This window comes from Bradyrhizobium sp. CCBAU 53415 (assembly GCF_028128735.1).
Taxonomy (GTDB): Bacteria; Pseudomonadota; Alphaproteobacteria; order Rhizobiales; family Xanthobacteraceae; genus Bradyrhizobium.
The window spans coordinates 151,380-174,578 of record NZ_LBJF01000023.1; the positions used below are offsets into that span (position 1 = coordinate 151,380).

Genomic DNA, 23,199 nt, shown 5'->3' on the forward strand with positions numbered 1-23,199 from the left:
GAAGCAGAAGTGGTGGGTTACGCCGGGCAAACAGCGCTCCGCGCAGCCGCCGGCTAACCCACCCTACAAAGCTCTCTCCCGCGCACGAGCGGGATGAGACCCACCACCTAACCCGGACCGCCGATGGCCTTTTACGTCGTACAGTTTCTGACCGGTCTCGCCAGCGCAGCGTCGCTGTTCCTGGTGGCCTCGGGCCTGTCGATCATCTTCGGCGTCACGCGGATCGTGAATTTCGCGCATGGCGCCTTCTACATGATCGGCGCCTACATCGCCTTCACGCTCACCGAGCGGCTTTCGGGCGCGTTCGGCTTCTGGGGCAGCATCGTGCTGGCGGCGCTCGCAGTGGCGCTGATCGGCGTCATTGTGGAGATGGTACTGCTGCGCCGCATCTATCACGCACCCGAACTGTTCCAACTGCTTGCGACCTTCGGCCTGACCTTGATGGTCGAGGACCTTGTCGTGCTGATCTGGGGGCCCGACGATCTCGTCGGCCGTCGCGCGCCGGGGTTCAAGGGCGCCATCGATTTCTTCGGTCAGAACATCCCGAGCTACGATCTGTTCCTGATCGTGCTCGGACCTGTCGTGCTCGGCATTCTCTGGCTGCTGTTCCAGCGCACACGCTGGGGCGTCTTGGTGCGTGCGGCGACGCAGGACCGCGACATGGTCGCAGCCCTCGGCGTCAATCAGAAATGGCTGTTCACGTCCGTATTCGCGGTGGGCGTATTCCTCGCTGCCCTCGGTGGCGCGCTCCAAATTCCGCGCGATGCCGTGCATCACGCCATGGATCTGCGCATCATCGTCGAGGTCTTCGTCGTGGTCGTGATCGGGGGGCTCGGCAGCATCGTCGGTGCGTTCGTGGCGGCGGTGCTGGTCTCCGAGCTCAACGCCTTCGGCATCCTGATCTTCCCGAAGATCTCAATCATTCTCGTCTTCCTGGTGATGGCGGTGGTGCTGATCGTGCGGCCCTGGGGCCTGTTCGGCAAGCCGGAGGCGGCCGCGCGGAAGACGCCTGGCCTCACCGTAAATCCCTGGCGGCCGCTGACGTCGAACGAACGGCTGGCGGCGCTTGCGGCGCTCGTCGTCGCAGCGATGTTGCCGCTGTTCGCGGGCAATTATCTGCTGACCGTGGGCTCGGAGATCGCGATCTTCGTGATCTTCGCCGTCAGCCTGCACTTCCTGATGTCGGTCGGCGGGCTGGCCTCGTTCGGTCACGCGGCCTATTTCGGGCTCGGCGCCTATGGCATCGCCTTCCTCGCCAAGATGGCCGGGCTGCCGATGATCGTGTGTCTGTTGCTCGGCCCGCTGCTCGGTTGCCTGGGCGCAGCCGTATTCGGGTTCTTCGCGGTGCAGCTCTCCGGCGTCTATTTCGCGATGTTGACGCTCGCCTTTGCACAAATCGTATGGTCGATCGCGTTCCAGTGGGTGAGCGTGACGGGCGGCGACAACGGCATCCTGGGCCTCTGGCCGTCGAGCTGGGCGGCGAGCCCGTCGCATTTCTACTGGCTTGCACTCGGCGTCGCGGCGCTGGTGACCATCGCGTTGCGGGCAATGGTGTTCTCGCCGTTCGGCTACGCGCTTCGCGCCACGCGCGACTCGCTGCTGCGCAGCGAGGCGATCGGCATCGATGCCAAGCGGATCCAGTGGACCGCCTTCGTGATCGCAGGCACTACCGCCGGCATCGGCGGCGCGCTGTTCGCCTACCTCAAGGGCAGCGTGTTCCCGGACAATCTCGGTATCTCGCTGTCGGTCGACGCGCTGGTCATGGTGCTGCTCGGCGGCGTCGAGACGGTCTCGGGCGCGGTGATCGGCGCCATCGTCTACAAGGCTTTGAACATCTGGCTGGTAAGCCAGACCGATCTGTCGAAGCTCGTGCTCGGCGGCTTCATCGTGCTGATCGTCGTCGTCTTCCCCAAGGGCATCGTCGGCATGCTAGAGATGCTGGCGCAGCGCCGCAGGAAGTCCTCGCCGCCGGGATCTCCCTTGCTTGCCAAGCCGATCGAGTCCGCCGAATGAGCGTTGCACCCCCACTTCTCGCGGTCGAAGGCCTGACCAAATCCTATGGCGGCATCCACGCCGTGCGCGGCGTCTCGTTCTCGTTGCGCGCCGGCGAGATCCTGGCGCTGATCGGCCCGAACGGTGCCGGCAAGAGCACCTGCTTCGACATGCTCAACGGCCAGAACAAGCCTGATACCGGGCACGTCCGCCTGCTCGGCGAAGAGATCACGGGCAGGAAGCCGCGTGAGGTCTGGCGGCTCGGCGTCGGGCGCACGTTCCAGATCACCGCGACCTTCGCCACCATGACCGTGCGGGAGAACGTCCAGGTCGCGCTGATTTCGCATGCGAGGCAGCTCTACAACCTCTGGGGCTCGGCGCCGAAGTTCGACCGCGGCGAGGCCGGCCGCCTGCTCGAACTGGTCGGCATGGGCGGCTACGCGGACCGGCCCTGCGGCGAGCTTGCCTATGGCGACCTCAAGCGGCTCGAGCTTGCGGTCGCGCTCGCCAACCAGCCAAAGCTGCTCCTGATGGACGAGCCGACCGCCGGCATGGCACCGCGCGAGCGCGTCGATCTGATGCGCCTGACGGCGGGCATCGCGCGGGAAAAATCGATCGGCGTGCTCTTCACCGAGCACGACATGGATGTGGTGTTCGAGCATGCCGACCGCATCATCGTGCTCAACCGCGGCGCGCTGATCGCCGAAGGCTCGCCGGCCGAGGTGCGCGGCAATCCTCAGGTGCAGGCGGTCTATCTCGGCGAGGGTCTCGTCTACGATGCCCGCCACCGCGAGGGGACCTCGGCATGAAGCTCACGGTGCAAGACCTCAACAGCCATTACGGTCCGGCCCACATCCTGTTCGACATCGGGTTCGAAGTCGGTGAGGGCGAGGTGGTGGCGCTGCTGGGTCGCAACGGCGCGGGCAAGTCGACGACGTTCCGCTCGATCGTCGGCCTCGTCGCGCAGTGCTCCGGCCGTATCATGTTCGAGGGCAAGGATGTCTCGGCGAGGCCGACCCATGAGATCGTGCGCGAGGGCCTCGGCTACGTTCCGGAGGAGCGGCGCATCTTCACCGACCTGACCGTCGAGGAAAACCTCGAAGTCGGCCGCCAGCCGAAGCGGCCGAACGCGCCGCACTGGACGCGCGAAAAGCTGTTCGCGCTGTTCCCAAATCTGGGTGAGATGAAGAACCGGCCGGGCGGCCGCATGAGTGGCGGCGAGCAGCAGATGCTCACCATCGCGCGCACGCTGATGGGCAATCCCTCACTGGTGCTGCTGGACGAACCGTCGGAGGGCCTGTCACCGAAGATCGTGGAGCAGATGGTGGAGGCCATCCTGACCATGAAGAAGGAGGGCGTCAGCATCGTCGTCTCCGAGCAGAATCTGCATTTCGCGCGGCTGATCTCCGATCGCGCCTACATCATCGAGCGCGGCCGCATCTGCTTCGGCGGCACCATGGCCGAGCTCGACGCGCGTCCTGATATCCGCGACGCGCATCTGTCGTTGTGAGGGGTGGGGAAGGGATGGCGAGAAGCGTCGCGGTGAAGAAGGGCGTCAAGCCGGCCAAGGCGCCTTCCAAGTCGCCTTACGTGCTGGACGAGCAGGTCGGCTTCATCCTGCGCCAGGTCTGGCAGCGCCACAGTTCGATCTTCGCCCGCGACATCGGCACCAACTTGACGCCGACGCAATGGGCGGCATTGTCGAAACTGGCCGAGACCGGGCCGTGCTCGCAGAACCAGCTCGGGCGGCTGACGGCGATGGACGTCGCCACCATCAAGGGGGTAATCGATCGTCTCACTGCGCGCGGCCTGACCGAGACCAGCCAGGATCCCGACGACGGGCGGCGGCTGCTGGTGAGCCTGACCCGCGCCGGTCAGCAGCTCGCCGAGAAGCTCGCGCCGAACGCGCTGGCGATCACCCGTGAAACGCTGGCGCCGCTCGACGCCAAGGAGCGCGAGCTGCTGATGGCGCTTCTCAATAAGCTGAGGTGAAGGCAGTCTCGTAGGGTGGGTTAGCCGAAGGCGTAACCCACCACGCTTCCGCGATTGCGGAGCGAAGTTGGTGGGTTACGCTCGACAGATGCGCTTTGCGCATCCGCCGAGCTAACCCACCCTACAACTGCGGAGTATGCCGTCACTTCGCCACCACCTCCGGCACCTTGCCGGCCGGCGGGGTGTTGCGGCTGCGCTGGGTGCGCACGATGCCGTCGATGATGGTCATGCCGATTCCGGGGAGGTCGCCGAGCTGCACGCTCTCCAGAATGTTCTTTCCGGGCGAGTGCTGCGCCTTGTCCATGATGACGAAGTCGGCGGAGCGGCCGACCTCGATCAGGCCGCAATCGAGCTGCCGCATCCGCGCGGTGTTGCCGGTGGCAAGGCAGAAGGCGAGCTCGGCCGGCAGATCGCCGAGTGAGGACAGCATCGACACCATGCGCAGAATGCCGAGCGGCTGCACACCGGAGCCGGCGGGCGCATCGGTGCCGAGGATGACGCGATGCAGGTCGCCCATCTCGCGCGCGGTGCGCAGCGTGAACAGGGCCGAGCGCTCATTGCCGTTGTGCACGAGCTCGAGGCCGCGCTTGCAGCCCTCGCAGATGCAGCGGATCTGGTCGTCGGGGAGCGCGGTGTGACCGCCATTGATGTGCCCGACGACGTCGGTGTCGGCCTCCAGCACCACGTCCTTGTCGATCAGGCCGGAGCCGGGGATCGAGGGGCCGCCGGTGTGGATCGTGCTCTGGATGCCGTATTTGCGAGCCCAGCCGACCATCTTGCGTGCGGTCGGGCCGTCCTTGACGCCGCCGAGGCCGACCTCGCCGAGCAGCTTGACGCCGTTGGCGGCCATCTCCTTGAAATCTTCCTCGACCATCTCGCATTCGATCACCGGCGCGCCGGCGTGAACCTTCACCCCGCCGGGACGCAGCGTCCAGAACGCGCGCTGGGCGAACACGGCCATGGCCTTGAGGCCGACGACGTCGCGGGGACGGCCGGGCATGTGGACTTCGCCGGCGGAGATCATGGTGGTGACGCCGCCGTGGAGGTAGCTGTCGATCCAGCTGATCTGGTTCTGGCGCGGCGTCCAGTCGCCGGCGACAGGGTGGACGTGGCTGTCGATCAGGCCCGGCGCCACCGTGGTGCCCTGGGCGTCGACGATGGTGGTCGCACCTTCGGTGTTGACGTCCTTGAGGCGGCCGATCGCGGTGATCTTGCCGTTCTCGGCGACGATGGTGTCGCCGTCCAGGATCGGCTTTTCCAAGGCGCCGGACAGGATCAGGCCGATGTTCCGGATCACGAGCTTCGAGGGTCCGGTGGCCTGGGGTGCGTCATGCGCCATGGAAGGGGCTCCTTGTTTCCAGCTGCGACGCTTTCGATCTTGGGCAGCCTTGACCGCGGGATCAAGCCGGATTATTCATTAGTATACGAATGATCGTGTACAAACGACGCATAGCTGACCGCCTCGGGACCGCAAGCAAGCGACACGGAAGGGTGAGATGAGCAATTTCAATCAGGAGAGCGTTTTGAGCGTCCGTCACTGGACCGACACGCTGTTCTCCTTCAAGACCACCCGCAGCCCGACCTTCCGCTTCCGCAACGGCGAATTCACCATGATCGGGCTCAAGGTCGGCGAGAAGCCGCTGCTGCGGGCCTACAGCGTCGCCAGCGCCAATTACGAGGACTCGCTGGAGTTCTTCTCGATCAAGGTGCCGGATGGTCCCTTGACCTCGCGCCTCCAGCATTTGAAGGAAGGCGACGAGATCATCGTCAGCCGCAAGGCGACCGGCACGCTCGTGATCGACAATCTGGAGGAGGGGCGCAACCTCTACCTCATCGGCACCGGCACCGGTCTCGCGCCGTTCCTGAGCGTGATCAAGGACCCCGAGACCTATGAGCGGTTCGAGAAGGTGGTGCTGCTGCACGGCTGCCGGCACGTGAAGGAGCTCGCCCATGGCGAGATGATCACCGAGCATCTGCCGAAGGACGAGCTGCTCGGCGAATACATCCGCAATCAGCTGATCTACTACCCGACCGTGACGCGCGATCCCTTCCGCAACCGCGGCCGTATCACCGACCTCATCACGTCAGGCAAGTTGTTCACCGATATCGGCCTGCCGGTGCTGGAAGCCGCCCGGGATCGCGTCATGATCTGCGGCAGCCCGGCGCTGGTGGCGGACACCCGCGTGCTCCTGGGCGAACGCGGCTTCGTCGAGGGCAGCCACGGCGAGCCGGCCCAGTTCGTGGTCGAAAAGGCCTTTGTCGAGCGCTGAACGCAAGCCTTCTTTCGCAATAAGACCGCATTTTCGCCGCGTGGGGCCCGTTGCGGCGCCGATTCGGCGCTTGATACACTGTGGGAGCGAATCAGCGGAGTTCCCACATGGTTGCGGACAGCGACAGCAACATCGCCTGGCACCGGGTTCAGTTGAAGAGGAATCGCGCCGAGTTGAAGGCGCTGGAGACCGCGCGCTTCACGATGGGGGAGATCGCCTCGTCGAAGCGGAATGGACAGACCCAGAAGTCGATCGCGGAACTCAAGCGGAAGATCGCGCAGTCCGAACGGGCGATCGCCGATCACGACAAGCGGACGCGCCGGCCGCTCGGCACCGACCTGCAAAGCCTCAGCAGCGGCAGCTGGAGCCATTGGGATTCCTATACCAACCAGCAGCAGCGCAAGACCGGTCAGCGCTCGCCGGGGCGCGGGTAGTTCCTCGCAAGGGGCGGAAGAGTTCCTGCCCTTGCGCCGGCGCGGCCCCACACCATCTCGTTGACGTGCTGCCAACCATCCCGGTGATCCCATGTCCGGTGATATCACGGCTCCGCGCCTCGATTTTACCAGCGAGGCTTTCTTTCGTGATCCGCCCAAGGCCATCGCCGCGTTGCGGGCGCAAGGCCCCGTGGTCGCGTCGCGCTTTCCCCTGGTCGGCGACGTCTGGATCACCACCACGCATGACGCCACGGCGCAGGTGTTGAAGGACAGTGCAACCTTCACGCTGCGCAAGGAAGATGGCGACGTCGCGGGTCTGCGCTGGTGGATGCCGAGATATGTGAGGACCATAGCCAACAACATGCTGACGATGGACGAGCCGGATCACACGCGGCTGCGCAGCATCGTGGACGAGGCTTTTCGTCGCCGCGCCATCGTCGCGATGGAACCCCACATCCGCGGCATCGCCGACGGCCTCGCCAACGAGCTGTTCGCGGAGGGAAGTCCGGCCGATCTCGTCCAGCGCTACGCGCGCATCCTGCCGCTTGCGGTGATCTCCGAGCTGCTGGGCCTGCCTCCGGCCGATCGTCCGAGATTCATCGCCTGGGCCAATACGATGTCCTCGCTGACGAGCGTCGTCGGCTTCTTCCGCCTCCTGTTCACGTTCCGAAAGATGCGCGCCTACCTCGAACGGCAGCTGCAGATCGCGCGCGTGCAGGGCGGCGAGGGCCTGATTGCCGAGCTGATCCAGGTCGAGCGCGAAGGCGGCCAGATCACGCCGGACGAAATGGTTTCGATGGTGTTTCTGTTGCTCGGGGCGGGATCGGAGACCACCACGCATCTCATCAGCGGTTCCGTCTACGAGCTGCTCAAGAACCCGGGCCTTCGCGACTGGCTGGAGCAGGACTGGAGCCGCGCCGGGCTTGCGGTCGAGGAGTTCCTGCGTTTCGTCTCGCCGGTGCAATTCTCGAAGCCGCGCTATGTGCGGCACGATGTCGAGGTCGAAGGCGTGCGCTTGAAGAAGGGCGACCGCGTGATGGTCATGCTCTCCGCAGCGAACATGGATCCGGCGGTGCACGATCAGCCGGAACGGCTCGATCTCGAGCGCAAGCCCAATCGCCACATGTCGTTCGGCACGGGGATCCATTTTTGCCTGGGGCATCAGCTCGCGCGGATTGAGGCGATCTGTGCGCTCCAGGCCCTGTTCAAGCGCTGGCCGCGGCTCGGTCTTGCGGTCGATCCCTCCGAGATCCACTGGCGCAAGCGGCCCGGGATTCGCATGATCGTGCAACTGCCCGTCATTGCCGATGGCGGTGGGAGGCGGCAGTCGCGCGAGCCGGAGCAGCTGCTCGCAAGCTGAGGGAGAGCGCGAGCGCGGTTCCCTCATGCAACCGCGAAACAAACCCGGTGCTGCATGCGTTGACGAATTGCCGACAACAATGATGGAGCAATTCATGCCCCACGGAGGCAAGACGCATATCGGTTCGGGCGCGCGCGGAAAGGGTGCGGGCAACGGAGCGCTGACGGATATTCCCAAGGAGAAGATCGGGGACAACATGGTCCTGTCCAACCGCGACAAGGCGCAGCATTCGGACATTCGCGGCATGGACAGCAAATTCATCCAGACCGAACAATATCAGGACCACGCAGCCAACCGGCTCGAGGAGGAGCCGGGGACCGAAGAGACCTGAAAGGGACGTTCCTCCCGCCAACCTGCGGGCCGGGGTTTAGCTGGTCCGCTTTTTTGTGGGCGCAGGATTACGCTCCCAGCCGAACACGGAGCGGCCGTCGAGATCAGGCGAGGCCGCACGCTCACCGGCGATGAAAGCCTCGACCGAGGGGCCGCGCGCGGTCCGCTCCAGCCGCCGCGCCTGGTCGTCGAGCCGCTTGATCGCCTGCATCTCTTCCTCGCGTCCGAGCTTTGCGTTGTGGATCGCGCCCTTCAGCACCCGGATGGTCTCGTCATAGACCTTGATCGGAACGGGGTAGGGATGCCGGTCCTTGCCGCCATGGGCGAGCGAGAAACGCGCGGGGTCGGCGAAGCGATAGGGCGCGCCGTGCACGACCTCCGCGACCATCGCGAGCGAGCGCACAGTGCGCGCGCCGACGCCGGGCGTCAGCAGCAGCTCCGGGAAATCGACCGGGCCGCGCTCGGCTGCGGCTGCCAGCGTGCCGTGCAGGCGGCGCGCGAACACGTCCTTGGGACGGACGTCGTGATGTGCGGGCATGATCAGATGCGGCAGCGTGCCCTGTGCCGGCGCGGGCTCGGTCCCGATGAGCCGTTCGAATTCGAAGACGATGCGATCCGGGCCGAGATCGGACAGCAGATCGAGCTGCGCGATCCGAGAAATATCGGCGCGATGATCGGTGAGATTGACGATCTCGCCCTGCTGCGGGCCGTCGATCGCGCTGTGTGGCATGTCGACAAAGCTCTTCAGCGCCTCGGAATGCCAGTGATAGCGTCGCGCCTGCCGCTTGTCGCCATTCATGCCCTGCTGCACCACCGTCCATTTGCCGTCGGCGGTAACGAAAAAGCCGTGCAGGTAAAGGTCGAATCCGTCCTGGACCGCGGCGCTGTCGACCTTGGCCACCAGACGGCTGGCGCGGGTCAGTTTGATGCCGTCGAATCCGACCCGGTCGCCGAGTTGCAGCAACTCGTCCGGCGTCTTGCGCGAATGCTGACCCCGGCCGCCACAGACATAAATCCCGAGTTCGTCCTGAAGCGGTCCGAGCCCGCGCTTCAGCGCGCCGATCACGGAGGTGGTGATTCCGGAAGAGTGCCAGTCCATCCCCATCACGGCGCCGAACGACTGGAACCAGAATGGATGCGACAGGCGCTGAAGAAACGCGTCGCGGCCGTAATGATGCACGATCGCCTGCGTGACGATCCCGCCGAGCAAAGCCATGCGGTTCGCAAGCCACGGCGGAACCCGCCCGGTGTGGAGAGGAAGATCGGCGCTGCCGGTACGTCGAGTCATTGGCGGCCAAGCTAGCGCATTCGACGACAGTTGCACCAGTGGGATGCTGCGTTGCACGATCCGGGGGAGCGAAGCCGGCCCCAACGCGTTGAGCGCTGACTTGAATGCAGCGACGGGGAAGTTATGGATTGGCAGGCTCTCATGGCCGACATCGACGGGATGCTTGGCTGGATACCGTCATGGTTCATCGGTCTCGGCCTGGTTGCCGGTGCGATCCTGGTTGCCCTGTTCGTCTATCGGGTCGCGGCCCGGCTGCTCAACCGCGCCTTCGGAACCCGTCTTCCGCTCTTGAGCGTGTTCATCGAGCGTACGGCGGGACCGGCGCAGATGGCGCTCTGCCTTGCTGCCGTCGCGCTGGTGCTGCCGTTTGCACCGCTCGACGACATGATCCGCACCCCGCTGACACGCCTGTTCGTCGTGGCTTTCATCGCCCTGGTCGGCTGGATCTCGATCCGGATCGTCGATATGAGCGCGGCGCGGTATCTGCAGAATTTCCGCGACGTCACCGAGAATTTCATCGCGCGCAAGCATGTCACGCAGGTGCGTGTTTTCAAGCGCGTCACCGACACGATCATTGTCGTCATCACCGTGTCGACAGCATTGATGACATTCGACTCGGTGAGGCAGTATGGCGTCAGCCTGTTCGCCTCCGCCGGCGCGGCCGGTATCATCGTCGGTCTTGCCGCCCGGCCGCTGCTGAGTAATCTGATCGCGGGTTTACAGATCGCGATCACTCAGCCGATCCGCATCGAGGACGCCGTAATCATCGAGAACGAATGGGGCTGGGTCGAGGACATCGCCTCGACCTATGTCGTGATCCGGCTGTGGGATTGGCGCCGCATGGTGGTGCCGCTGTCCTATTTCATCGAAAAGCCGTTCCAGAACTGGACGCGCGACACCGCGTCCCTCATCGGCGTGATCGCGCTCCATGTCGACTATCGTGCCGACGTCCCGCGCATCAGGAGCTGGCTGGAGCAGGCGGTGAAGCAGTCGAAGCTGTGGGACGGGAAGGTGGTCAATCTCCAGGTCATCGATGCCGATTCGCACACCATCGAGCTTCGCGCACTGGTGAGCGCGCGGAACGCGCCGCAATCGTGGGATCTGCGCTGCGAGATCAGGGAAGAGCTCGTCGCGTTCATCCGCGACGAGATGCCGGAGGCGCTGCCGCGCACGCGTGCGATCCTGATCCCGTCGGGCGACGATGATACCGATTTGCTGCGGCGACCTGTGTCGCCGCAGGAGATGCAGGCGAGGGTCCATAGCTGAGCAGCACGGGCCCTGCTGCCGGACCGAGGCTTGCTACTCGTGCGTTGCCTTGCTTGCGCCGCAGAACCTCACTGCGCGCGGATATTGGCGGCCTTCAGCACCGGCTCCCATTTGGTCGCCTCGGCGTGCATGTAGGCGTCGAACTCCTTGGCGGAGGAGCCGACCGGCGCTGCGCCGATCTTGCCGAGCGTCGATAGCACGCCGGGATCCTGCAGCGCGGCCTTCAGATCGGCCTCGAGCTTGGACACAATCTCCGCCGGCATGTTTGCCGGTCCAAGAACGCCCCACCAGACCGAGACGTCGTAGCCGGGCACGCCGGCCTCGGCGATGGTCGGAACATCCGGCAGCGCCTTGGAGCGTTCGGCGGAGGTCACTGCGAGTGCGCGCACCGGGCCGCCCTCGAGCTGGCCGATCGCTTCGGCGAGCGGATTGATGCTGAGCGGGATCTCGCCTGATATCACGGCCGTCAGCGCCGGGGCGCCGCCCTTGTAGGGGATCGCGACGATCTTGGTGCCGGACATGTATTTCAGCAGCTCGCCTGCAAGATGCGCCGAGGTGCCGTTGCCGGACATGCCGTAGGAGAGCTTGTCCGGCTCCTTCTTGGCGGCGGCGAGGAGATCGCCGAGCGTCTTGTAAGGGCTGTCCTTGGCCACCACGATCGCGAGCGGGGACGAAGCGACCTCGGTGATCGCGGTGAAATCCTTGAACGTGTCGTAAGGGACGCTTGGATAGATGAACTGGTTGAGCGGATGGCCGCTCGCGACCAGGATCAGCGTGTAACCGTCAGGCGCGGACTTGGTCAGCGTTTGCGAGGCGACGATGCCGCCCGCGCCGGGACGATTGTCGATCACGGGCTGCTGCCCCCAGGTCTTCGCTAGCGCCTGGCCCAGCGTGCGCGCGAGCACGTCGACTGCTCCGCCTGCTGCATAGGGCACCAGGATGTGGACCGGCTTGCTCGGATAGTTTTCTGCCTGCACGACGCTCCCCGCCAGCAGCAAACCGGCACCCAGCATCAAACCGCCGATCTTCTTGTTCAAACCCAACATATTTCCCAGCACTCCTTGAGGGTATTGGCGCGCCTGCCGGCGGTCTCCAGGCCGTTGCGGACGCCGCCCGCGGTTCTTGTTGACGAGACCTGATCTTTTGTACGATAGTACAAATCGCATGGTACGCAAGCCCACCAGCAAGGAACCGGCCCGCAAGCCGAACATGCGCGAGGCGATCCTCGCCGCGGCCGAGGAACTGTTCGCCACCAACGGCTTCAATGCCGTGTCGGTGCGCGACATCGCGCAGGCCGCCGGGGCCAATCCGGGTAGCGTCACCTATCATTTCAAGACCAAGGACGGCCTGCTGCTGGAGATCTACCGGCGCCATTGCGGGCCGATGAATCTGCGCCGTTCCGAGCTGCTCGCCGCCGCCAGGCGTGTGCGCGATCTCCAGGACCGGCTGGAGGCGATCGTGCGGGCCTATGTGGTGCCGGCCTTCACCTCGGGCAGCGATCTCGCCGGCGGCGGGGCGCGCTTCACGCGCTTGCGCGCCGTGATGTCCGCGGAGGGCAATGAAGTCGCGCGAAAAATCATCGCGCAGACCTTTGACGACACCAGCCACGCCTTCATCGATGCGATCCACGAGAGTCTGCCGCACATTCCGCGCACCGACATCGTCTGGCGCAGCCATTTCCTGCTCGGCGCGCTCTATTATTCACTGGTGACGCCGGAGCGCGTCTCGCGCCTGTCGCGCGGCGAGGCTGACGGCAGCGATGCCGCAGGCGCCATCGAGCAGTTGGTGCAGGCCACCGTCGCCGCATTGCAGGCGCCGGCTCTTGACGAGGCCGTGCCGGCGCGGCGGCGGCCGGTCGTCAGCACCAAGACTTGAAAGAAGCGGTCTCTCTTCGGCGATTTACCTGATGACGATGACGTATACGCCGACCATTCCTCCGCCCGATCCGAACACACGCACGCCCGGGTTCAAGCTGCCGAAACTGTCCTGCGACGCGCATTGCCACATCTTCGGGCCCGGCGCGAAATATCCTTATGCGCCGGATCGCTCCTACACGCCGCCGGACGCGCCGCTCGAGGATTTTCGCGCGCTGCACGCCAAGCTCGGCGTCGAGCGCGCCGTCATCGTCAATGCCAGCGTGCACGGTACCGACAACACGGTGGCGCTGGATGCCATCGCGCAGAGCAACGGCGCCTACCGTGCCGTCGCCAATATCGACGATACCATCACCGAACGCGGGCTTCGCGTGCTGCACGACGGCGGTTTCCGGGGCTGCCGCTTCAACTTCGTGCGCCATCTCGGCGGCGTGCCCGACAGACGTGTGTTCGACCGCATCGCCGCGATGGTCACGCCGCTCGGCTGGCACATCGATCTGCACTTCGATGCGATCGACCTGCCGGAATACGCCGACATGCTGACAAAGCTCCCGCTGAGCTACACCATCGACCATATGGGGCGGGTGAAGGCTGCCGACGGGCTGGATCAGCTGCCGTTCAGGATCCTGATCGAGCTGATGCAGCGCGACGAGAAGTGCTGGGTCAAGATCTGCGGCTCGGAGCGGGTATCCTCGGTCGGTCCGCCGTTTGCCGATGCGGTGCCGTTCGCGCGAAAGATCGTCGAGACCGCGCCCGACCGCGTGATCTGGGGTACGGACTGGCCGCATCCCAACGTCAAGGTGATGCCGAACGATGGCGACCTCGTCGATCTGATCCCGCTGTTCGCGCCGGAGCCGGAGTTTCAGCAGAAGATTCTGGTCGACAATCCCGCGCGCCTGTTTGGCTTCGACCTATGAAAGGGGCTCCGATCAATATGATGCCTACGAATGAAAGAAGGGAGTTCGTCCCATGAAAGCAGGTCTCGTGATCACCGCCCATCCGGGCGATTTCGTCTGGCGCGCCGGCGGCGCCATCGCGCTGCATGCGAAGAAGGGCTATCGCATGAAGATCGTCTGCATGTCCTTCGGCGAGCGCGGCGAGAGCCAATTCGCCTGGAAGGAAAAGGGCGCGACGCTGGAATCGGTCAAGGCCGGCCGCAAGGACGAGGCGGAGCGCGCCGCCAGGCTGTTGGGTGCCGAGATCGAGTTCTTCGACTGCGGCGACTATCCGCTCAAGCTGACCGAAGCGCATTTCGACCGCATGGTCGACATCCACCGCGAGCTCAATCCGAGCTTCGTGCTGACGCACGCGCTGGAAGACCCCTATAATTTCGACCATCCGAACGCAGCGCATTTCGCGCAGGAGACCCGCGTCGTGGCGCAGGCCATGGGTCACAAGCCGGGCGCGCAGTACAAATATTCGGCGCCGCCGGTGTTCCTGTTCGAGCCGCATCAGCCGGAGCAGTGCAATTACAAGCCGAACCTAATCCTGAAGATCGACGAGGTCTGGAAGGAGAAATACGAGGCGTTCCAGATCCTGGCCGCGCAGAAACATCTCTGGGGCTATTACGAGCGCGTCGCGCTCAACCGCGGTATCCAGGGCAGCCGCAACACCGGTGTGCCCATGACCTATGGTGAGGCCTATCAGCGCCTGTTCCCGACGGTCGAGGAGGTGCTGGCATGAAGCCGGTCGTCGTTCGCAACATCAAGCGTGCCGACCCCGCCGGGATGGCTGAGTACGGCGTCTCCACCGTGCACGAGGCCTATGGCCGCATCGGCTTGATGAAGCCGTATCTGCGTCCGGTCTGGCCGGGCGCGTCGATTGCCGGCCCCGCCGTCACGGTGCTGGCGCAGCCCGGCGACAATTGGATGATCCATGTCGCCGTCGAGCAATGCAGGAAAGGCGACATCCTCGTCGTCGGCTGCACCAGCGACAACACCGACGGCATGTTCGGCGAATTGCTCGCGACCTCGCTAAAGGCGCGCGGCTTGCAGGGGCTGATCATCGATGCCGGCTGCCGCGACGTCAAAGCGCTGCATGAGATGAAGTTTCCGGTGTGGTCGCGCGCCGTTTCCGCAAAGGGCACGGTCAAGGCCACGCTCGGCTCGGTCAACGTTCCCGTGGTCTGCGCCGGCGTCAATGTCGATCCCGGCGATATCATCGTGGCCGATGACGACGGCGTGGTGGTGGTGCCGAAGCGCCATGCGGCCGAGGTGGCCGAGAAGGCGAAGAAGCGCAACGCGGACGAGGGCGGCAAGCGCAAGCGGCTCGCCTCGGGCGAGCTCGGTCTCGACATGTATGGCATGCGCGAGGCACTGGCGAAGGCCGGCCTCGTCTATGTCGACAATCCCGAGGACGTCTGAGCGGAAATATTGTTTGAGCATTATCTTTTCGGAAAACCGCTGCACACTTTTCCGGATCATGCTCTAGAGAAGCGGAGCGGGCGGATGGATCGTCTCAAGCTGAAGGCCGTGCTCGGCAGTCATCCCCATGTCCAGGCGGTGAAGAGCGGCGAGCTCCGCTCCGACCGCTTTGACCTCGACTTCCTCGAGTACACGCCGACCAACACGGCATTCAAACCGATGGTGCGTGAGCACGCCTTCGACGTCTGCGAGATGGCGATCGTCACCTATCTGATGGCGAAGGCGCACGGCAAGCCACTGGTGCTGCTGCCGGCGACCATGCTGGGCCGCTTCCAGCATTCCTATGCGTTGTACAACCCCGCGCAGGGAACGCTCGGTCCGTCCGATCTCGAAGGCAAGCGCGTCGGCATCCGTTCCTTCACGACCACGACGGGCGCCTGGATCAGGGGCATCCTCGCCAACGATTGCGGCGTGAACCTCGACAAGATCAAATGGGTGACGTTCGAGGATCCGCATGTCGCCGAATATGTCGACACCACCGAGCGCGCGCCGAAGGACAAGAAGATCCTCCAGATGCTGCTCGATGGCGAGCTCGATGCCGTGCTGGGCGAGACCTCTGATAATCCCAAGCTGAAGCCGCTATTCCCTGATCCCGCCGCCGAGGCCGCCAAATGGTACGCCCGCCGCGGCGTCGTGCCGGTCAACCATCTCGTGGTCGTGACTGAGAAGCTCGCGAAATCGCGGCCCGACGTGGTCGCGGGCGTCTATGATCTGCTCAAGCGGAGCAAGGAGCGGGCAGGGCTCGCGGCGACGCCCGACCTCATCCCGTTCGGGATCGAGGCAAACAGAAAGCCGCTGGAGCTGATCATCGACTACGCATTCCAGCAGGCGCTGATTCCGCGCCGCTATGCGGTCGAGGATCTCTTTGACGAGACGACACGAGGATTGAACTGATGGCAGGTGATCCCAGGCGCTGGCAGATCGGGCTGGTCGGCTATGGCGAGGTCGGCAGGATACTGGCCGAGGATCTGCGCCAGCAGGACATCAAGGTCTTCGCCTATGACATCAAGCTCGGCGGCGAGCAGGGCGCGCCGCTGAAGGACCATGCGGCGAGGTTCGGCGTGGCGCTCGCAGAGTCTCACGCCGAGCTGACCGCGAAATCCGATTTCATCGTCTCGGCCGTCACGGCGAGCCAGGCCGTTCCGGTCGCAAGGGCCTGTGCGGCGGCGATCAATCAGGGCTCCTGGTTCCTCGATTTCAATTCGGCCTCTCCCGGCGCCAAGCAGCGCGCCGCAGCACTGATCGACGGCGCCGCCGGCCGCTATGTCGAGGGCGCGGTGATGACCTCGGTGCCGCCCTACCGCATCAAGGTGCCGCTGCTGCTCGGCGGCCCCGGCGCGAGGGAACTGGAGCCGCTGTTGAACGCGATCGGCTTTGCGGCGAAGGTTGCGAGCGACAAGCTCGGAGTGTCCTCCGCGGTGAAGATGTGCCGCAGCATCATGATCAAGGGCCTGGAGGCCATGGTTATCGAAAGCTTCACCACCGCGCGCGCCTATGGCGTCGAGGATGCCGTGCTGGCCTCGCTTGCGGAGACGTTCCCGGGCATCGATTGGGAGAAGCAGGGCGCCTATGTCTTCCAGCGCGTGATCGAGCACGGCCGTCGCCGCGCCGAGGAGGTGCGTGAGGTCGCCGAGACCGTGCGCGAGGCGGGGCTGACGCCGTGGTCGGCGCAAGGCACGGCCGAGCGGCAGGCCTGGGTGGCCGACCTCGCCGATGAAGGGCTGTTCGGCGTCAGGGGCACGAAGGAGTTCGCCCGCAGTGCTGAGGCGGACCGGATCCTCGCGAAGATCAATCGCGCAAAGTAGTCAGCTCGAGGCCGCGCCGCGGGCTTGAAAGCTCACGACCTCGTCGCGAGCGCGTTCGATCAGGTCGATCAGATTGCGAGATTTGCGGACGAGCTGTTCCGTGGCCGGTTGCGTGCGGAATTCCGCCAGCACGGCGCGAACGCATTTGCTGGCGGCATCGAGCGTCCAGAGCGTACGATTGACGTCGTCCTGCGTCCGGATCGCCGAGATGTCGAGACCCGAGAGAACGTGGCCGATGCCGTCAAGCCGCTTCAGCGCCGTATCGGTGGGTGTTCGAGACCGGACGGAATGATGATCGATGCTGCTGAATGCGCTGAACATACCCATACTTCCCCATTGAACGCAGATGGTCAGTGCAGGTCGCAATAATGGTCGGCGCAGCCGGCCTCGCAACACGTTGGACTACGGTCCGGGATTCTACCGGACCCGGCGAGTTCAAACCGGCAGAATCGAACTGAAGTGGCTCCACGGCCAGGCCGTTTCCCGACAATCTTACCGTTGGCAAGGCGTCTCGACCTCATTAGCTCTTGGGACTGAACAGGGTGGGCCGCTGCCGCTCAAACGTCCGCCGGCCGCGCTTGAAGCCCATCATGATGTCCGGCAGCTCTGCGACGGCGAAGCGGCTGTCTTGCGTATCGAGCACAACGAGATCGGCAGGATTGCCGACCTTGATGCCGTAGTCACCAAGGTTCATCAGCCGGGCCGGCAGATCGGTCACGAGATCGAGGCAGGTGTCGAAATCGCTCACCGAGGCGTGCGCGACGTTGGCGTAGAAATTGGCTATTCGCAGCAGCGAGGCATCGCCGAACGGCGTGAAGGGATTGAGCACGTTGTTGGTCGCGACCGAGCACACGACGCCGTCGCCCGCAAGCTTGTGGGCGAGCGTCAGCCCGCGTGGCGCGTTGTGGGTGGCTTCGCGCCCCATCAGATAGAGATCGGTCGCGGGTAGCACGGTGACGGCGACGCCGGCCCTTGCCAGTTGCGCGGTAGCAGCCTTCATACGTTCCGGCGGCAGTGCGGAGAGCTTTGTCGCATGGCCGACCGCGACCCGTCCCTGATAGTTGCGCCGTTCGGTCTGCCGGCAGACTTCGTCGAGATGACACCAGGAGGGGTCGAGGTCGAAATCGAGATGGAGATCGACGTCGACGTCGAATTCTTGCGCGAGATCGAAGATGCGCGCGAGATGGGCGTTCGGGTCGGTGTCGGTATAGGGACAGCCGCCGATCACGTCGCCGCCATCACGCAGCGCCTGGATCAGCAGCTCCTCGGCTCCGGGGTCGTTGGTCAGGCCTTCCTGCGGGAAGACGCAGAGCGACAGGTCGATCGCCCAGGCATAGTCGAGCTTCAGCGCCTTCATCGCCTCAAAGCTGCGCAGGCCGATCCGCGGATCAATTTCAACGTGCGTGCGCATGTGTGTCGTGCCGTGCATGACGGCGCGTTCGAGCACCTTGGCGCCGCGCGCATGGACGTCCTCGATGGTGAACTCGCGCTTCATCGCCGATACGGCCCGGATCGCTTGGCCGAGGCTGCCGTGATCATGTCCGCACCGGTCGAGCAGGCAGGCCTTGTCGAGATGGATATGGCTGTCGACGAAGCCAGGCAGGACGAGGTGCCCGCCGATGGCGACCTCGGGAGCCTCGCAAGCCAGCCTCGGCTCGATCGCGGCAATCCGGCCGCGGGCGACGCCGATGTCGACGGGGGCGGCGGATGATCGCAGCAGCGCGTTACGGAAGATCAGGTCGAAGACTGTCTGGGTGGTCATGGCTCTTGCGGACGGAATTTAGAGCAATCAACCGGGGTCGGCGGCTCCAGATTGTCGGCAGTGTAGCGAGGCAGATGTTCAAAATATATGCATGGCTTCCGCGCGAGTGACGATAGTATTCGGCGAACCCGGGAGAACCAACCATGTCCGTTGCCGCAAGAGCCGAAACCGCTCCGTTGTCCGACGCCGCGATCGTGGAAGCCTATCTTGCGGCATCGATGATTCCCGATCCCGACGCCGCGGCGGCCTATATGGCGCCCGGCACCGTGATCACCTTTACCGGCGGGCGCACGTTCGATCATCCGCGTGGCCCAACCGCCTTCAACGCCAAGCGCTACCGCTGGGTCAAGAAGAAGATGGACCGGTTCGATGTCTGCCCCGGGGACGGCGAGACCGTGGTTTACAGCGTCGGCACGCTCTATGGCGAATGGAAGGATGGAACCCTGTTCGAGGGGAACCGTTACGTCGACCGCTTCGTGGTGCGCAATGGCAAGATCACCAGGATGGACGTCTGGAACGACAGCGCCGAGCGGATCCTGGTCCAGCGCGGCATCGACGCGTAAGAGCCATCTCGCCGTTCCGGGTGGCGCTGCTTCGGCGGAAAGGAGCTGCCGCTCGTCTTATCGAAAGCTGCGATAGCTGATAGGCGCACGCATGTCTGGCGGCTGGAGCAGGCCTGCGCTATCAACCCCCGCAATTGCGCCCGGCATGGAGGCGCCAGCCCCCTTTTAGGAGCAGCCGATGCGCCTACCCACCATTATTCTGGCCCTGACATGTCTTGCAGGCGCAGCCTCGGCCGAAGACCTGTCGGGCACGCTCCAGAAGGTCAAGGAGACCAAGAAGATTACTCTGGGCTATCAGGAGGCCTCGGTCCCGTTCAGCTATCTGGACGGCGACCAGAAGCCGGTTGGCTTTGCTATGGACATCTGCCTCAGGATCGTCGACGCCGTGAAGAAGCAGCTTGGCATGCCCGACATCGCCGTCGACACTCTCGCCGTGACCTCGTCGAACCGGATTCCCTTGATGGTCAATGGCACGCTCGACCTGCATTGCTCGGCGACCACCAACAATGCCGATCGCCAGAAGCAGGTCGCCTTCACCAACACGCATTTCCTCAGCGCGACGCGGTTCGCGGCGAAGAAGGCCGCCAGGATCAACACCATCGACGATCTCAAGGGCAAGGCGGTCACGGCGGTCGCCGGCTCGGTCAACCTGACGCAGCTTGCCAAGGTCAACACCGCGCGCAATCTCGGCATCAATCTGATGCCTGCCAAGGACCAGGCCGAGGCCTTCCTGTTGCTGGAAACCGACCGCGCCCAGGCCTACGCCCTCGACGACGTGCAGCTCGCCGTCGCCATCGCGCGGTCGAAGGAGCCGCAAGCGTACATGATCAGCGAGGAGGCGTTCTCGAAGCCGGAGCCGTACGGCATCATGCTGCGGCGCGAGGATGCGCCATTCAAGGCGCTGGCCGATCGCGCAACCGCGGAGCTCTATGCAAGCCCTGAGATCGAGGTGCTCTACAAGAAGTGGCTGCAATCGCCGACGCCGCCGAATGGCCTCAACTACAATGTTCCGATGTCGCCGGCCTTGCGTAACGCCTTCAAGAAGCCGAGCTCGAGCGCCGATCCTGATGCCTACGGAGTGAACTGAGGCGAGGGAGCCTGGGCGCTGATTGCCTTCGCACGCGATACGAGGCCAGAATGCTCAAGCTGCGCGTTGCTGCGCCCGCTCCCCTTGTAGGAGAGGGCAGCTCTACCGGTGACACTGCCGGCGGCGGCTCGGCCGGCTGCAGCGGCAGGCGCTGCGCGCGCGGTGATCAATTCCGGGGATAACGGCATCCATCGGTTGCATAGCCGTCTCCGACAGGTCTCAAAGGTGGTCGGTCGTTACGCGCCGCGCCAAGCTGGAGCGCGCCGTCAATGGCATTCTGGCGCAAGGAGATGCAAGCCGCGATTACGGGGGAGGGAAAAACCAATGAATGATCTGAAACCCTATCAAAAGCCGAGCGTGACACTCACGGCCGGCGCGCGCTTCATTCGCGGCTTCACGCGGATCGGCGCGGTCATCGCCGTGCTGACGGCGGTGATCGGCGTCCCGGCCTCCATTATGGCCGGCATCAACGGTTACAAGTCTGCTGTAGACAAGCACGAAGCCGCGCAGTGTATCGCGCGGCTCGCGCGCAGTGGCGTCACGTTCAAGCGGAAATACGAATACAGCAGCGATGTCGACTATGACGTGGGCGGATGCTCCGGTGGATACAGGTTCTCCTACAACTCCGTCACCCAAGTGATCGCCATCGCCGACGCGCCAGCGCCCACCCCCTTGACAAGCGATGGCGTGTCAAACCTCGGCATCGGGTTGATGATCACCGGCATTATTGCCGTCGTGGCCTATCTCGGCTTCTGGTGCATTGGCTGGCTCTGCGCCGGCTTCACGCGGGACGCATAGCTATCCATTGGGGCTGAAAACGTGGCTCAATCTGACGATGATGCTGCAGTATATTTTCTTTTTGGGTTGGCGGCTCTTTGGTTCTTTGCTCCGGACAGTTGGACGAATGCGCTTTGGTATGGCGTAAAATACCAAGTTGGCTTCGATAAGGTTCAGACGAGCACCAAACCAAAAGACTGCGACTTCATGCACGCGCCTCTTGGCGACAAAGGCTGCAGCTACAAGGCGCACGTGAAGGCCTATAATGCGAGCGGTGTGTTGGTCGGTGGGGAGGACGCGCCAAAATACGGGCGCGATAGCAAAACCGGAAGCGCCATCATCTCTTACAACGACGGCAAGACGTGGGACTGGTATGCGGGGGATACTCCCGATCCCAAAGTGGTATCCGTCGTAGTTTTTTGGCTCAAGGAGTAGACGGACACGCCTCAACCTTCGTCGCCGGATATGGCTTCAACGTCCGCAGCCGCCGGTTCAAGTTGAAGGTCGAGCTGGTCCTTCTCAGGTGGCAGCGGCAGGTCTGCCAATCGGATGACCTTGATCTTCGCCTGCCCGCCAAGAGTAGCAATGTCGCTATCGTCAGAGTAAATTTCAGTCGCGCCGTGGACCTTCGCTATGGCGACAATCTGGCGATCAAACTTCACCTTTTGCCATGGAGCTGTTGAGTTTGCTTTTTTGTTGCCGTTTGCAAGAGCTGTGCGGGACATCGCCGCAACCTCCAGCGCTGCCCGCGTATCGAAAGGCTCGATGCTGAACACCACATACTTTTGCAGCTCATCAACGATCTGCTGCGAGGCCGCAGCTCCCGCCCTTACGAGAGCCTCGCCCAACGCAGGGGTCGGAATGATGATTTTTGATTTTGCCTTGCTCAGCCGCGCGATCAAATAGTCGATCCGCTCCTTGGCGCGATCGACCGGCTTCCCGTTGGCGCCGCCGGGGACTCGCGTGTCAGGCCGGAGCATCAGCAGCAGGTTGGTGGAATCAATGACCACCATTGTTGCGGCTCCCCCGTCCCTTCCGCTCATCTGTCAGCTCGGTATATGCGTCGTCACCCCATTCCGTTGGGATGTCGCGAAGGGCCGCGAGCGCGTCAGAGAGCGAGGCATCCTGCAGAGGCTCAAAGCTCTCGATCCGAAAATGCTCAAGCGTCCACTCGCCATCGCCCTCACGCACCCAGCGGCCTCGCCCGAACAGGCGCACGGGCTCGAACAGCTTGGCACCGAGCTGCTTTGCGATGGCGCGGGTGGTTTCGCAGCCGCTGATCTGCCGGCCTTCGGATTGGAGCGTCACGTGGATCGTCGCATCTTTGCCGCGCACCCCGGTGACGAATCCGTCGATCGAGCCCTGCTGGCGCACGGTGAACTTCTCTTCGGTCAGCTCGCGGCCGGGAAAGCGGATCACCACCGCGCCACGAGGCGCGGCATCCCGCAAAACGCCAACAGCATTGTCCGCCCTGAGGAGTGTGTTCAAGGCATTGAAGGCACGCTGAGCGTCAGCGTTAGCGTCTCCCGCCCGCACCGCGACCATACGATCGTGAACCTTCGGCGCGGCTTCACGGTCAACGCGCGCGTTTAGGATGGTGCTGCCCTTGGTGAGACCGCGAAAGTGGACGGAGTCGCGCTCGCCGAGCAGGATCGCCAACTCGTTCATGTATTGAGCGAGGCGGCCCATCGGGATCGTCGCCGGGGTATAGGCGTCGATCTTGAACCGGTAATGCTCGGTGCCGTCAGCGCGGCTTTTCCGCTTGCGAGGCGTGGCCATGGAGAACTCAGCGAAAGGAGACCTGTATAGACTCCAGTAAAGCAGAGGGGTCCTAACAATACCACCAACGCGCGCACCGACTTTCGGCGGTGCCTCGTTCCCCGGCGACGTGCTAAATGAGCGGGAATCGATGCTCGGCGACGTTTTCAACAGCTTTTCCCGGCGTCGGCCGGGCGAGACAGAACGGCGGACAGCGA

26 protein-coding genes are annotated in these 23,199 nt (G+C 64.2%); 19 read left to right on the forward strand and 7 right to left on the reverse strand.

The features are described 5' to 3' along the window. Positions 1–123: 123 nt before the first annotated feature. From XH87_RS16565 to XH87_RS16580, 4 genes are read left to right on the forward strand one after another with little or no spacing between them, the layout of a single operon-like run. Positions 124–2,013 (forward strand): ABC transporter permease, encoded by a 1,890-nt coding sequence (locus XH87_RS16565; protein WP_271588098.1) that lies wholly within the window; start codon positions 124–126, stop codon positions 2,011–2,013. Further along, the gene (locus tag XH87_RS16570) at positions 2,010–2,801 is read left to right on the forward strand and encodes an ABC transporter ATP-binding protein (RefSeq protein ID WP_035701357.1); all 792 of its coding nucleotides are present in this window, start codon (positions 2,010–2,012) and stop codon (positions 2,799–2,801) included. The genes XH87_RS16565 and XH87_RS16570 overlap by 4 nt, the downstream gene beginning before the upstream one ends. Continuing rightward, positions 2,798–3,502, forward strand: a complete 705-nt coding sequence (locus XH87_RS16575) for an ABC transporter ATP-binding protein (RefSeq protein WP_035701355.1) — start codon at positions 2,798–2,800, stop codon at positions 3,500–3,502. The genes XH87_RS16570 and XH87_RS16575 overlap by 4 nt, the downstream gene beginning before the upstream one ends. A gap of 14 nt (positions 3,503–3,516) precedes the next feature. Next, a complete protein-coding gene (locus XH87_RS16580; protein ID WP_271588099.1) occupies positions 3,517–3,984 on the forward strand; it encodes a MarR family winged helix-turn-helix transcriptional regulator in 468 nt (155 codons plus the stop codon). 142 nt (positions 3,985–4,126) lie between these two features. Here XH87_RS16580 and XH87_RS16585 read toward each other — a convergent pair whose 3' ends face one another. Next, positions 4,127–5,323, reverse strand: a complete 1,197-nt coding sequence (locus XH87_RS16585) for an amidohydrolase family protein (RefSeq protein ID WP_271588100.1) — start codon at positions 5,321–5,323, stop codon at positions 4,127–4,129. 157 nt (positions 5,324–5,480) lie between these two features. Between XH87_RS16585 and XH87_RS16590 the strand changes: the two genes are divergently transcribed. The 4 genes from XH87_RS16590 to XH87_RS16605 all read left to right on the forward strand — a co-directional run bounded on the left by XH87_RS16590 (position 5,481) and on the right by XH87_RS16605 (position 8,379). Further along, entirely contained in the window at positions 5,481–6,254 is a 774-nt protein-coding gene (locus tag XH87_RS16590; RefSeq protein ID WP_271588101.1) for a ferredoxin--NADP reductase, read from the forward strand. 107 nt (positions 6,255–6,361) lie between these two features. Continuing rightward, on the forward strand, positions 6,362–6,688 hold the full coding sequence (locus XH87_RS16595; RefSeq protein WP_271588102.1) for a hypothetical protein: 327 nt from the start codon (positions 6,362–6,364) through the stop codon (positions 6,686–6,688). Between the two features lie 91 nt (positions 6,689–6,779). Next, the gene (locus tag XH87_RS16600; RefSeq protein ID WP_271588103.1) at positions 6,780–8,048 is read left to right on the forward strand and encodes a cytochrome P450; all 1,269 of its coding nucleotides are present in this window, start codon (positions 6,780–6,782) and stop codon (positions 8,046–8,048) included. Between the two features lie 94 nt (positions 8,049–8,142). Further along, positions 8,143–8,379 (forward strand): hypothetical protein, encoded by a 237-nt coding sequence (locus XH87_RS16605; RefSeq protein WP_035715940.1) that lies wholly within the window; start codon positions 8,143–8,145, stop codon positions 8,377–8,379. Between the two features lie 36 nt (positions 8,380–8,415). Here the strand turns inward: XH87_RS16605 and XH87_RS16610 are convergent, their stop codons facing one another. Then, on the reverse strand, positions 8,416–9,666 hold the full coding sequence (locus XH87_RS16610) for a DUF763 domain-containing protein (RefSeq protein ID WP_271588104.1): 1,251 nt from the start codon (positions 9,664–9,666) through the stop codon (positions 8,416–8,418). Between the two features lie 123 nt (positions 9,667–9,789). On the opposite strand from XH87_RS16610, the gene XH87_RS16615 reads away from it, so the two are divergent. Then, entirely contained in the window at positions 9,790–10,932 is a 1,143-nt protein-coding gene (locus XH87_RS16615; RefSeq protein ID WP_271588105.1) for a mechanosensitive ion channel family protein, read from the forward strand. Between the two features lie 68 nt (positions 10,933–11,000). On the opposite strand, the gene XH87_RS16620 is transcribed toward XH87_RS16615, so the two are convergent. Further along, positions 11,001–11,978 (reverse strand): tripartite tricarboxylate transporter substrate binding protein, encoded by a 978-nt coding sequence (locus XH87_RS16620; RefSeq protein ID WP_271588106.1) that lies wholly within the window; start codon positions 11,976–11,978, stop codon positions 11,001–11,003. Positions 11,979–12,096: 118 nt separating this feature from the next. Here XH87_RS16620 and XH87_RS16625 point away from each other — a divergent pair, with 118 nt between their 5' ends. The 6 genes from XH87_RS16625 (at position 12,097) to XH87_RS16650 (ending at position 17,034) form a co-directional block, all read left to right on the forward strand. Beyond that, positions 12,097–12,807, forward strand: coding sequence for a TetR/AcrR family transcriptional regulator (locus XH87_RS16625; protein ID WP_271588107.1), 711 nt, complete (start codon positions 12,097–12,099; stop codon positions 12,805–12,807). A 31-nt stretch (positions 12,808–12,838) separates the two neighbouring features. Next, the gene (locus tag XH87_RS16630; RefSeq protein ID WP_271588108.1) at positions 12,839–13,723 is read left to right on the forward strand and encodes an amidohydrolase family protein; all 885 of its coding nucleotides are present in this window, start codon (positions 12,839–12,841) and stop codon (positions 13,721–13,723) included. A gap of 52 nt (positions 13,724–13,775) precedes the next feature. Further along, complete coding sequence (locus XH87_RS16635) at positions 13,776–14,489, forward strand: PIG-L deacetylase family protein (protein ID WP_271588109.1); 714 nt, start codon at positions 13,776–13,778, stop codon at positions 14,487–14,489. Then, positions 14,486–15,169 carry a 4-carboxy-4-hydroxy-2-oxoadipate aldolase/oxaloacetate decarboxylase gene (locus XH87_RS16640; RefSeq protein WP_271588110.1) on the forward strand — a complete coding sequence of 228 codons (684 nt, stop codon included), beginning with the start codon at positions 14,486–14,488 and terminating at the stop codon, positions 15,167–15,169. Before XH87_RS16635 ends, XH87_RS16640 begins: the two co-directional genes overlap by 4 nt. A gap of 84 nt (positions 15,170–15,253) precedes the next feature. Beyond that, a complete protein-coding gene (locus XH87_RS16645; RefSeq protein ID WP_271588111.1) occupies positions 15,254–16,123 on the forward strand; it encodes an ABC transporter substrate-binding protein in 870 nt (289 codons plus the stop codon). Next, positions 16,123–17,034 carry a DUF1932 domain-containing protein gene (locus tag XH87_RS16650; protein WP_271588112.1) on the forward strand — a complete coding sequence of 304 codons (912 nt, stop codon included), beginning with the start codon at positions 16,123–16,125 and terminating at the stop codon, positions 17,032–17,034. The genes XH87_RS16645 and XH87_RS16650 overlap by 1 nt, the downstream gene beginning before the upstream one ends. On the opposite strand, the gene XH87_RS16655 is transcribed toward XH87_RS16650, so the two are convergent. Both XH87_RS16655 and XH87_RS16660 read right to left on the reverse strand, forming a co-directional pair. Further along, positions 17,035–17,355, reverse strand: coding sequence for a hypothetical protein (locus XH87_RS16655; protein ID WP_035715918.1), 321 nt, complete (start codon positions 17,353–17,355; stop codon positions 17,035–17,037). It lies immediately after the preceding gene. Positions 17,356–17,554: 199 nt separating this feature from the next. Beyond that, positions 17,555–18,796 (reverse strand): amidohydrolase family protein, encoded by a 1,242-nt coding sequence (locus XH87_RS16660; RefSeq protein WP_271588113.1) that lies wholly within the window; start codon positions 18,794–18,796, stop codon positions 17,555–17,557. A 143-nt stretch (positions 18,797–18,939) separates the two neighbouring features. Between XH87_RS16660 and XH87_RS16665 the strand changes: the two genes are divergently transcribed. The 4 genes from XH87_RS16665 (at position 18,940) to XH87_RS16680 (ending at position 21,658) form a co-directional block, all read left to right on the forward strand. Then, positions 18,940–19,359, forward strand: a complete 420-nt coding sequence (locus tag XH87_RS16665) for a nuclear transport factor 2 family protein (protein ID WP_271588114.1) — start codon at positions 18,940–18,942, stop codon at positions 19,357–19,359. A gap of 178 nt (positions 19,360–19,537) precedes the next feature. Next, entirely contained in the window at positions 19,538–20,446 is a 909-nt protein-coding gene (locus tag XH87_RS16670) for an amino acid ABC transporter substrate-binding protein (protein WP_271588115.1), read from the forward strand. A 324-nt stretch (positions 20,447–20,770) separates the two neighbouring features. After that, entirely contained in the window at positions 20,771–21,244 is a 474-nt protein-coding gene (locus tag XH87_RS16675; protein WP_271588116.1) for a hypothetical protein, read from the forward strand. 21 nt (positions 21,245–21,265) lie between these two features. After that, positions 21,266–21,658, forward strand: a complete 393-nt coding sequence (locus tag XH87_RS16680; protein WP_271588117.1) for a hypothetical protein — start codon at positions 21,266–21,268, stop codon at positions 21,656–21,658. An 11-nt stretch (positions 21,659–21,669) separates the two neighbouring features. On the opposite strand, the gene XH87_RS16685 is transcribed toward XH87_RS16680, so the two are convergent. After that, positions 21,670–22,236: a hypothetical protein gene (locus XH87_RS16685; protein ID WP_271588118.1), complete on the reverse strand. Its 567-nt coding sequence runs from the start codon at positions 22,234–22,236 to the stop codon at positions 21,670–21,672. Continuing rightward, a complete protein-coding gene (locus XH87_RS16690; RefSeq protein ID WP_271588119.1) occupies positions 22,223–23,002 on the reverse strand; it encodes a hypothetical protein in 780 nt (259 codons plus the stop codon). Before XH87_RS16690 ends, XH87_RS16685 begins: the two co-directional genes overlap by 14 nt. Between the last annotated feature and the right edge of the window lie 197 nt (positions 23,003–23,199).

Bases quoted from the DNA above. Each gene is read 5' to 3' on its own strand.
- XH87_RS16565 (WP_271588098.1), top strand. From the start codon at position 124: ATGGCCTTTTACGTCGTACAGTTTCTGACCGGTCTCGCCAGCGCAGCG.
- XH87_RS16570 (WP_035701357.1), top strand. From the start codon at position 2,010: ATGAGCGTTGCACCCCCACTTCTCGCGGTCGAAGGCCTGACCAAATCC.
- XH87_RS16575 (WP_035701355.1), top strand. From the start codon at position 2,798: ATGAAGCTCACGGTGCAAGACCTCAACAGCCATTACGGTCCGGCCCAC.
- XH87_RS16580 (WP_271588099.1), top strand. From the start codon at position 3,517: ATGGCGAGAAGCGTCGCGGTGAAGAAGGGCGTCAAGCCGGCCAAGGCG.
- XH87_RS16585 (WP_271588100.1), bottom strand. From the start codon at position 5,323: ATGGCGCATGACGCACCCCAGGCCACCGGACCCTCGAAGCTCGTGATC.
- XH87_RS16590 (WP_271588101.1), top strand. From the start codon at position 5,481: ATGAGCAATTTCAATCAGGAGAGCGTTTTGAGCGTCCGTCACTGGACC.
- XH87_RS16595 (WP_271588102.1), top strand. From the start codon at position 6,362: ATGGTTGCGGACAGCGACAGCAACATCGCCTGGCACCGGGTTCAGTTG.
- XH87_RS16600 (WP_271588103.1), top strand. From the start codon at position 6,780: ATGTCCGGTGATATCACGGCTCCGCGCCTCGATTTTACCAGCGAGGCT.
- XH87_RS16605 (WP_035715940.1), top strand. From the start codon at position 8,143: ATGCCCCACGGAGGCAAGACGCATATCGGTTCGGGCGCGCGCGGAAAG.
- XH87_RS16610 (WP_271588104.1), bottom strand. From the start codon at position 9,666: ATGACTCGACGTACCGGCAGCGCCGATCTTCCTCTCCACACCGGGCGG.
- XH87_RS16615 (WP_271588105.1), top strand. From the start codon at position 9,790: ATGGATTGGCAGGCTCTCATGGCCGACATCGACGGGATGCTTGGCTGG.
- XH87_RS16620 (WP_271588106.1), bottom strand. From the start codon at position 11,978: ATGTTGGGTTTGAACAAGAAGATCGGCGGTTTGATGCTGGGTGCCGGT.
- XH87_RS16625 (WP_271588107.1), top strand. From the start codon at position 12,097: ATGGTACGCAAGCCCACCAGCAAGGAACCGGCCCGCAAGCCGAACATG.
- XH87_RS16630 (WP_271588108.1), top strand. From the start codon at position 12,839: ATGACGATGACGTATACGCCGACCATTCCTCCGCCCGATCCGAACACA.
- XH87_RS16635 (WP_271588109.1), top strand. From the start codon at position 13,776: ATGAAAGCAGGTCTCGTGATCACCGCCCATCCGGGCGATTTCGTCTGG.
- XH87_RS16640 (WP_271588110.1), top strand. From the start codon at position 14,486: ATGAAGCCGGTCGTCGTTCGCAACATCAAGCGTGCCGACCCCGCCGGG.
- XH87_RS16645 (WP_271588111.1), top strand. From the start codon at position 15,254: ATGGATCGTCTCAAGCTGAAGGCCGTGCTCGGCAGTCATCCCCATGTC.
- XH87_RS16650 (WP_271588112.1), top strand. From the start codon at position 16,123: ATGGCAGGTGATCCCAGGCGCTGGCAGATCGGGCTGGTCGGCTATGGC.
- XH87_RS16655 (WP_035715918.1), bottom strand. From the start codon at position 17,355: ATGTTCAGCGCATTCAGCAGCATCGATCATCATTCCGTCCGGTCTCGA.
- XH87_RS16660 (WP_271588113.1), bottom strand. From the start codon at position 18,796: ATGACCACCCAGACAGTCTTCGACCTGATCTTCCGTAACGCGCTGCTG.
- XH87_RS16665 (WP_271588114.1), top strand. From the start codon at position 18,940: ATGTCCGTTGCCGCAAGAGCCGAAACCGCTCCGTTGTCCGACGCCGCG.
- XH87_RS16670 (WP_271588115.1), top strand. From the start codon at position 19,538: ATGCGCCTACCCACCATTATTCTGGCCCTGACATGTCTTGCAGGCGCA.
- XH87_RS16675 (WP_271588116.1), top strand. From the start codon at position 20,771: ATGAATGATCTGAAACCCTATCAAAAGCCGAGCGTGACACTCACGGCC.
- XH87_RS16685 (WP_271588118.1), bottom strand. From the start codon at position 22,236: ATGGTGGTCATTGATTCCACCAACCTGCTGCTGATGCTCCGGCCTGAC.
- XH87_RS16690 (WP_271588119.1), bottom strand. From the start codon at position 23,002: ATGGCCACGCCTCGCAAGCGGAAAAGCCGCGCTGACGGCACCGAGCAT.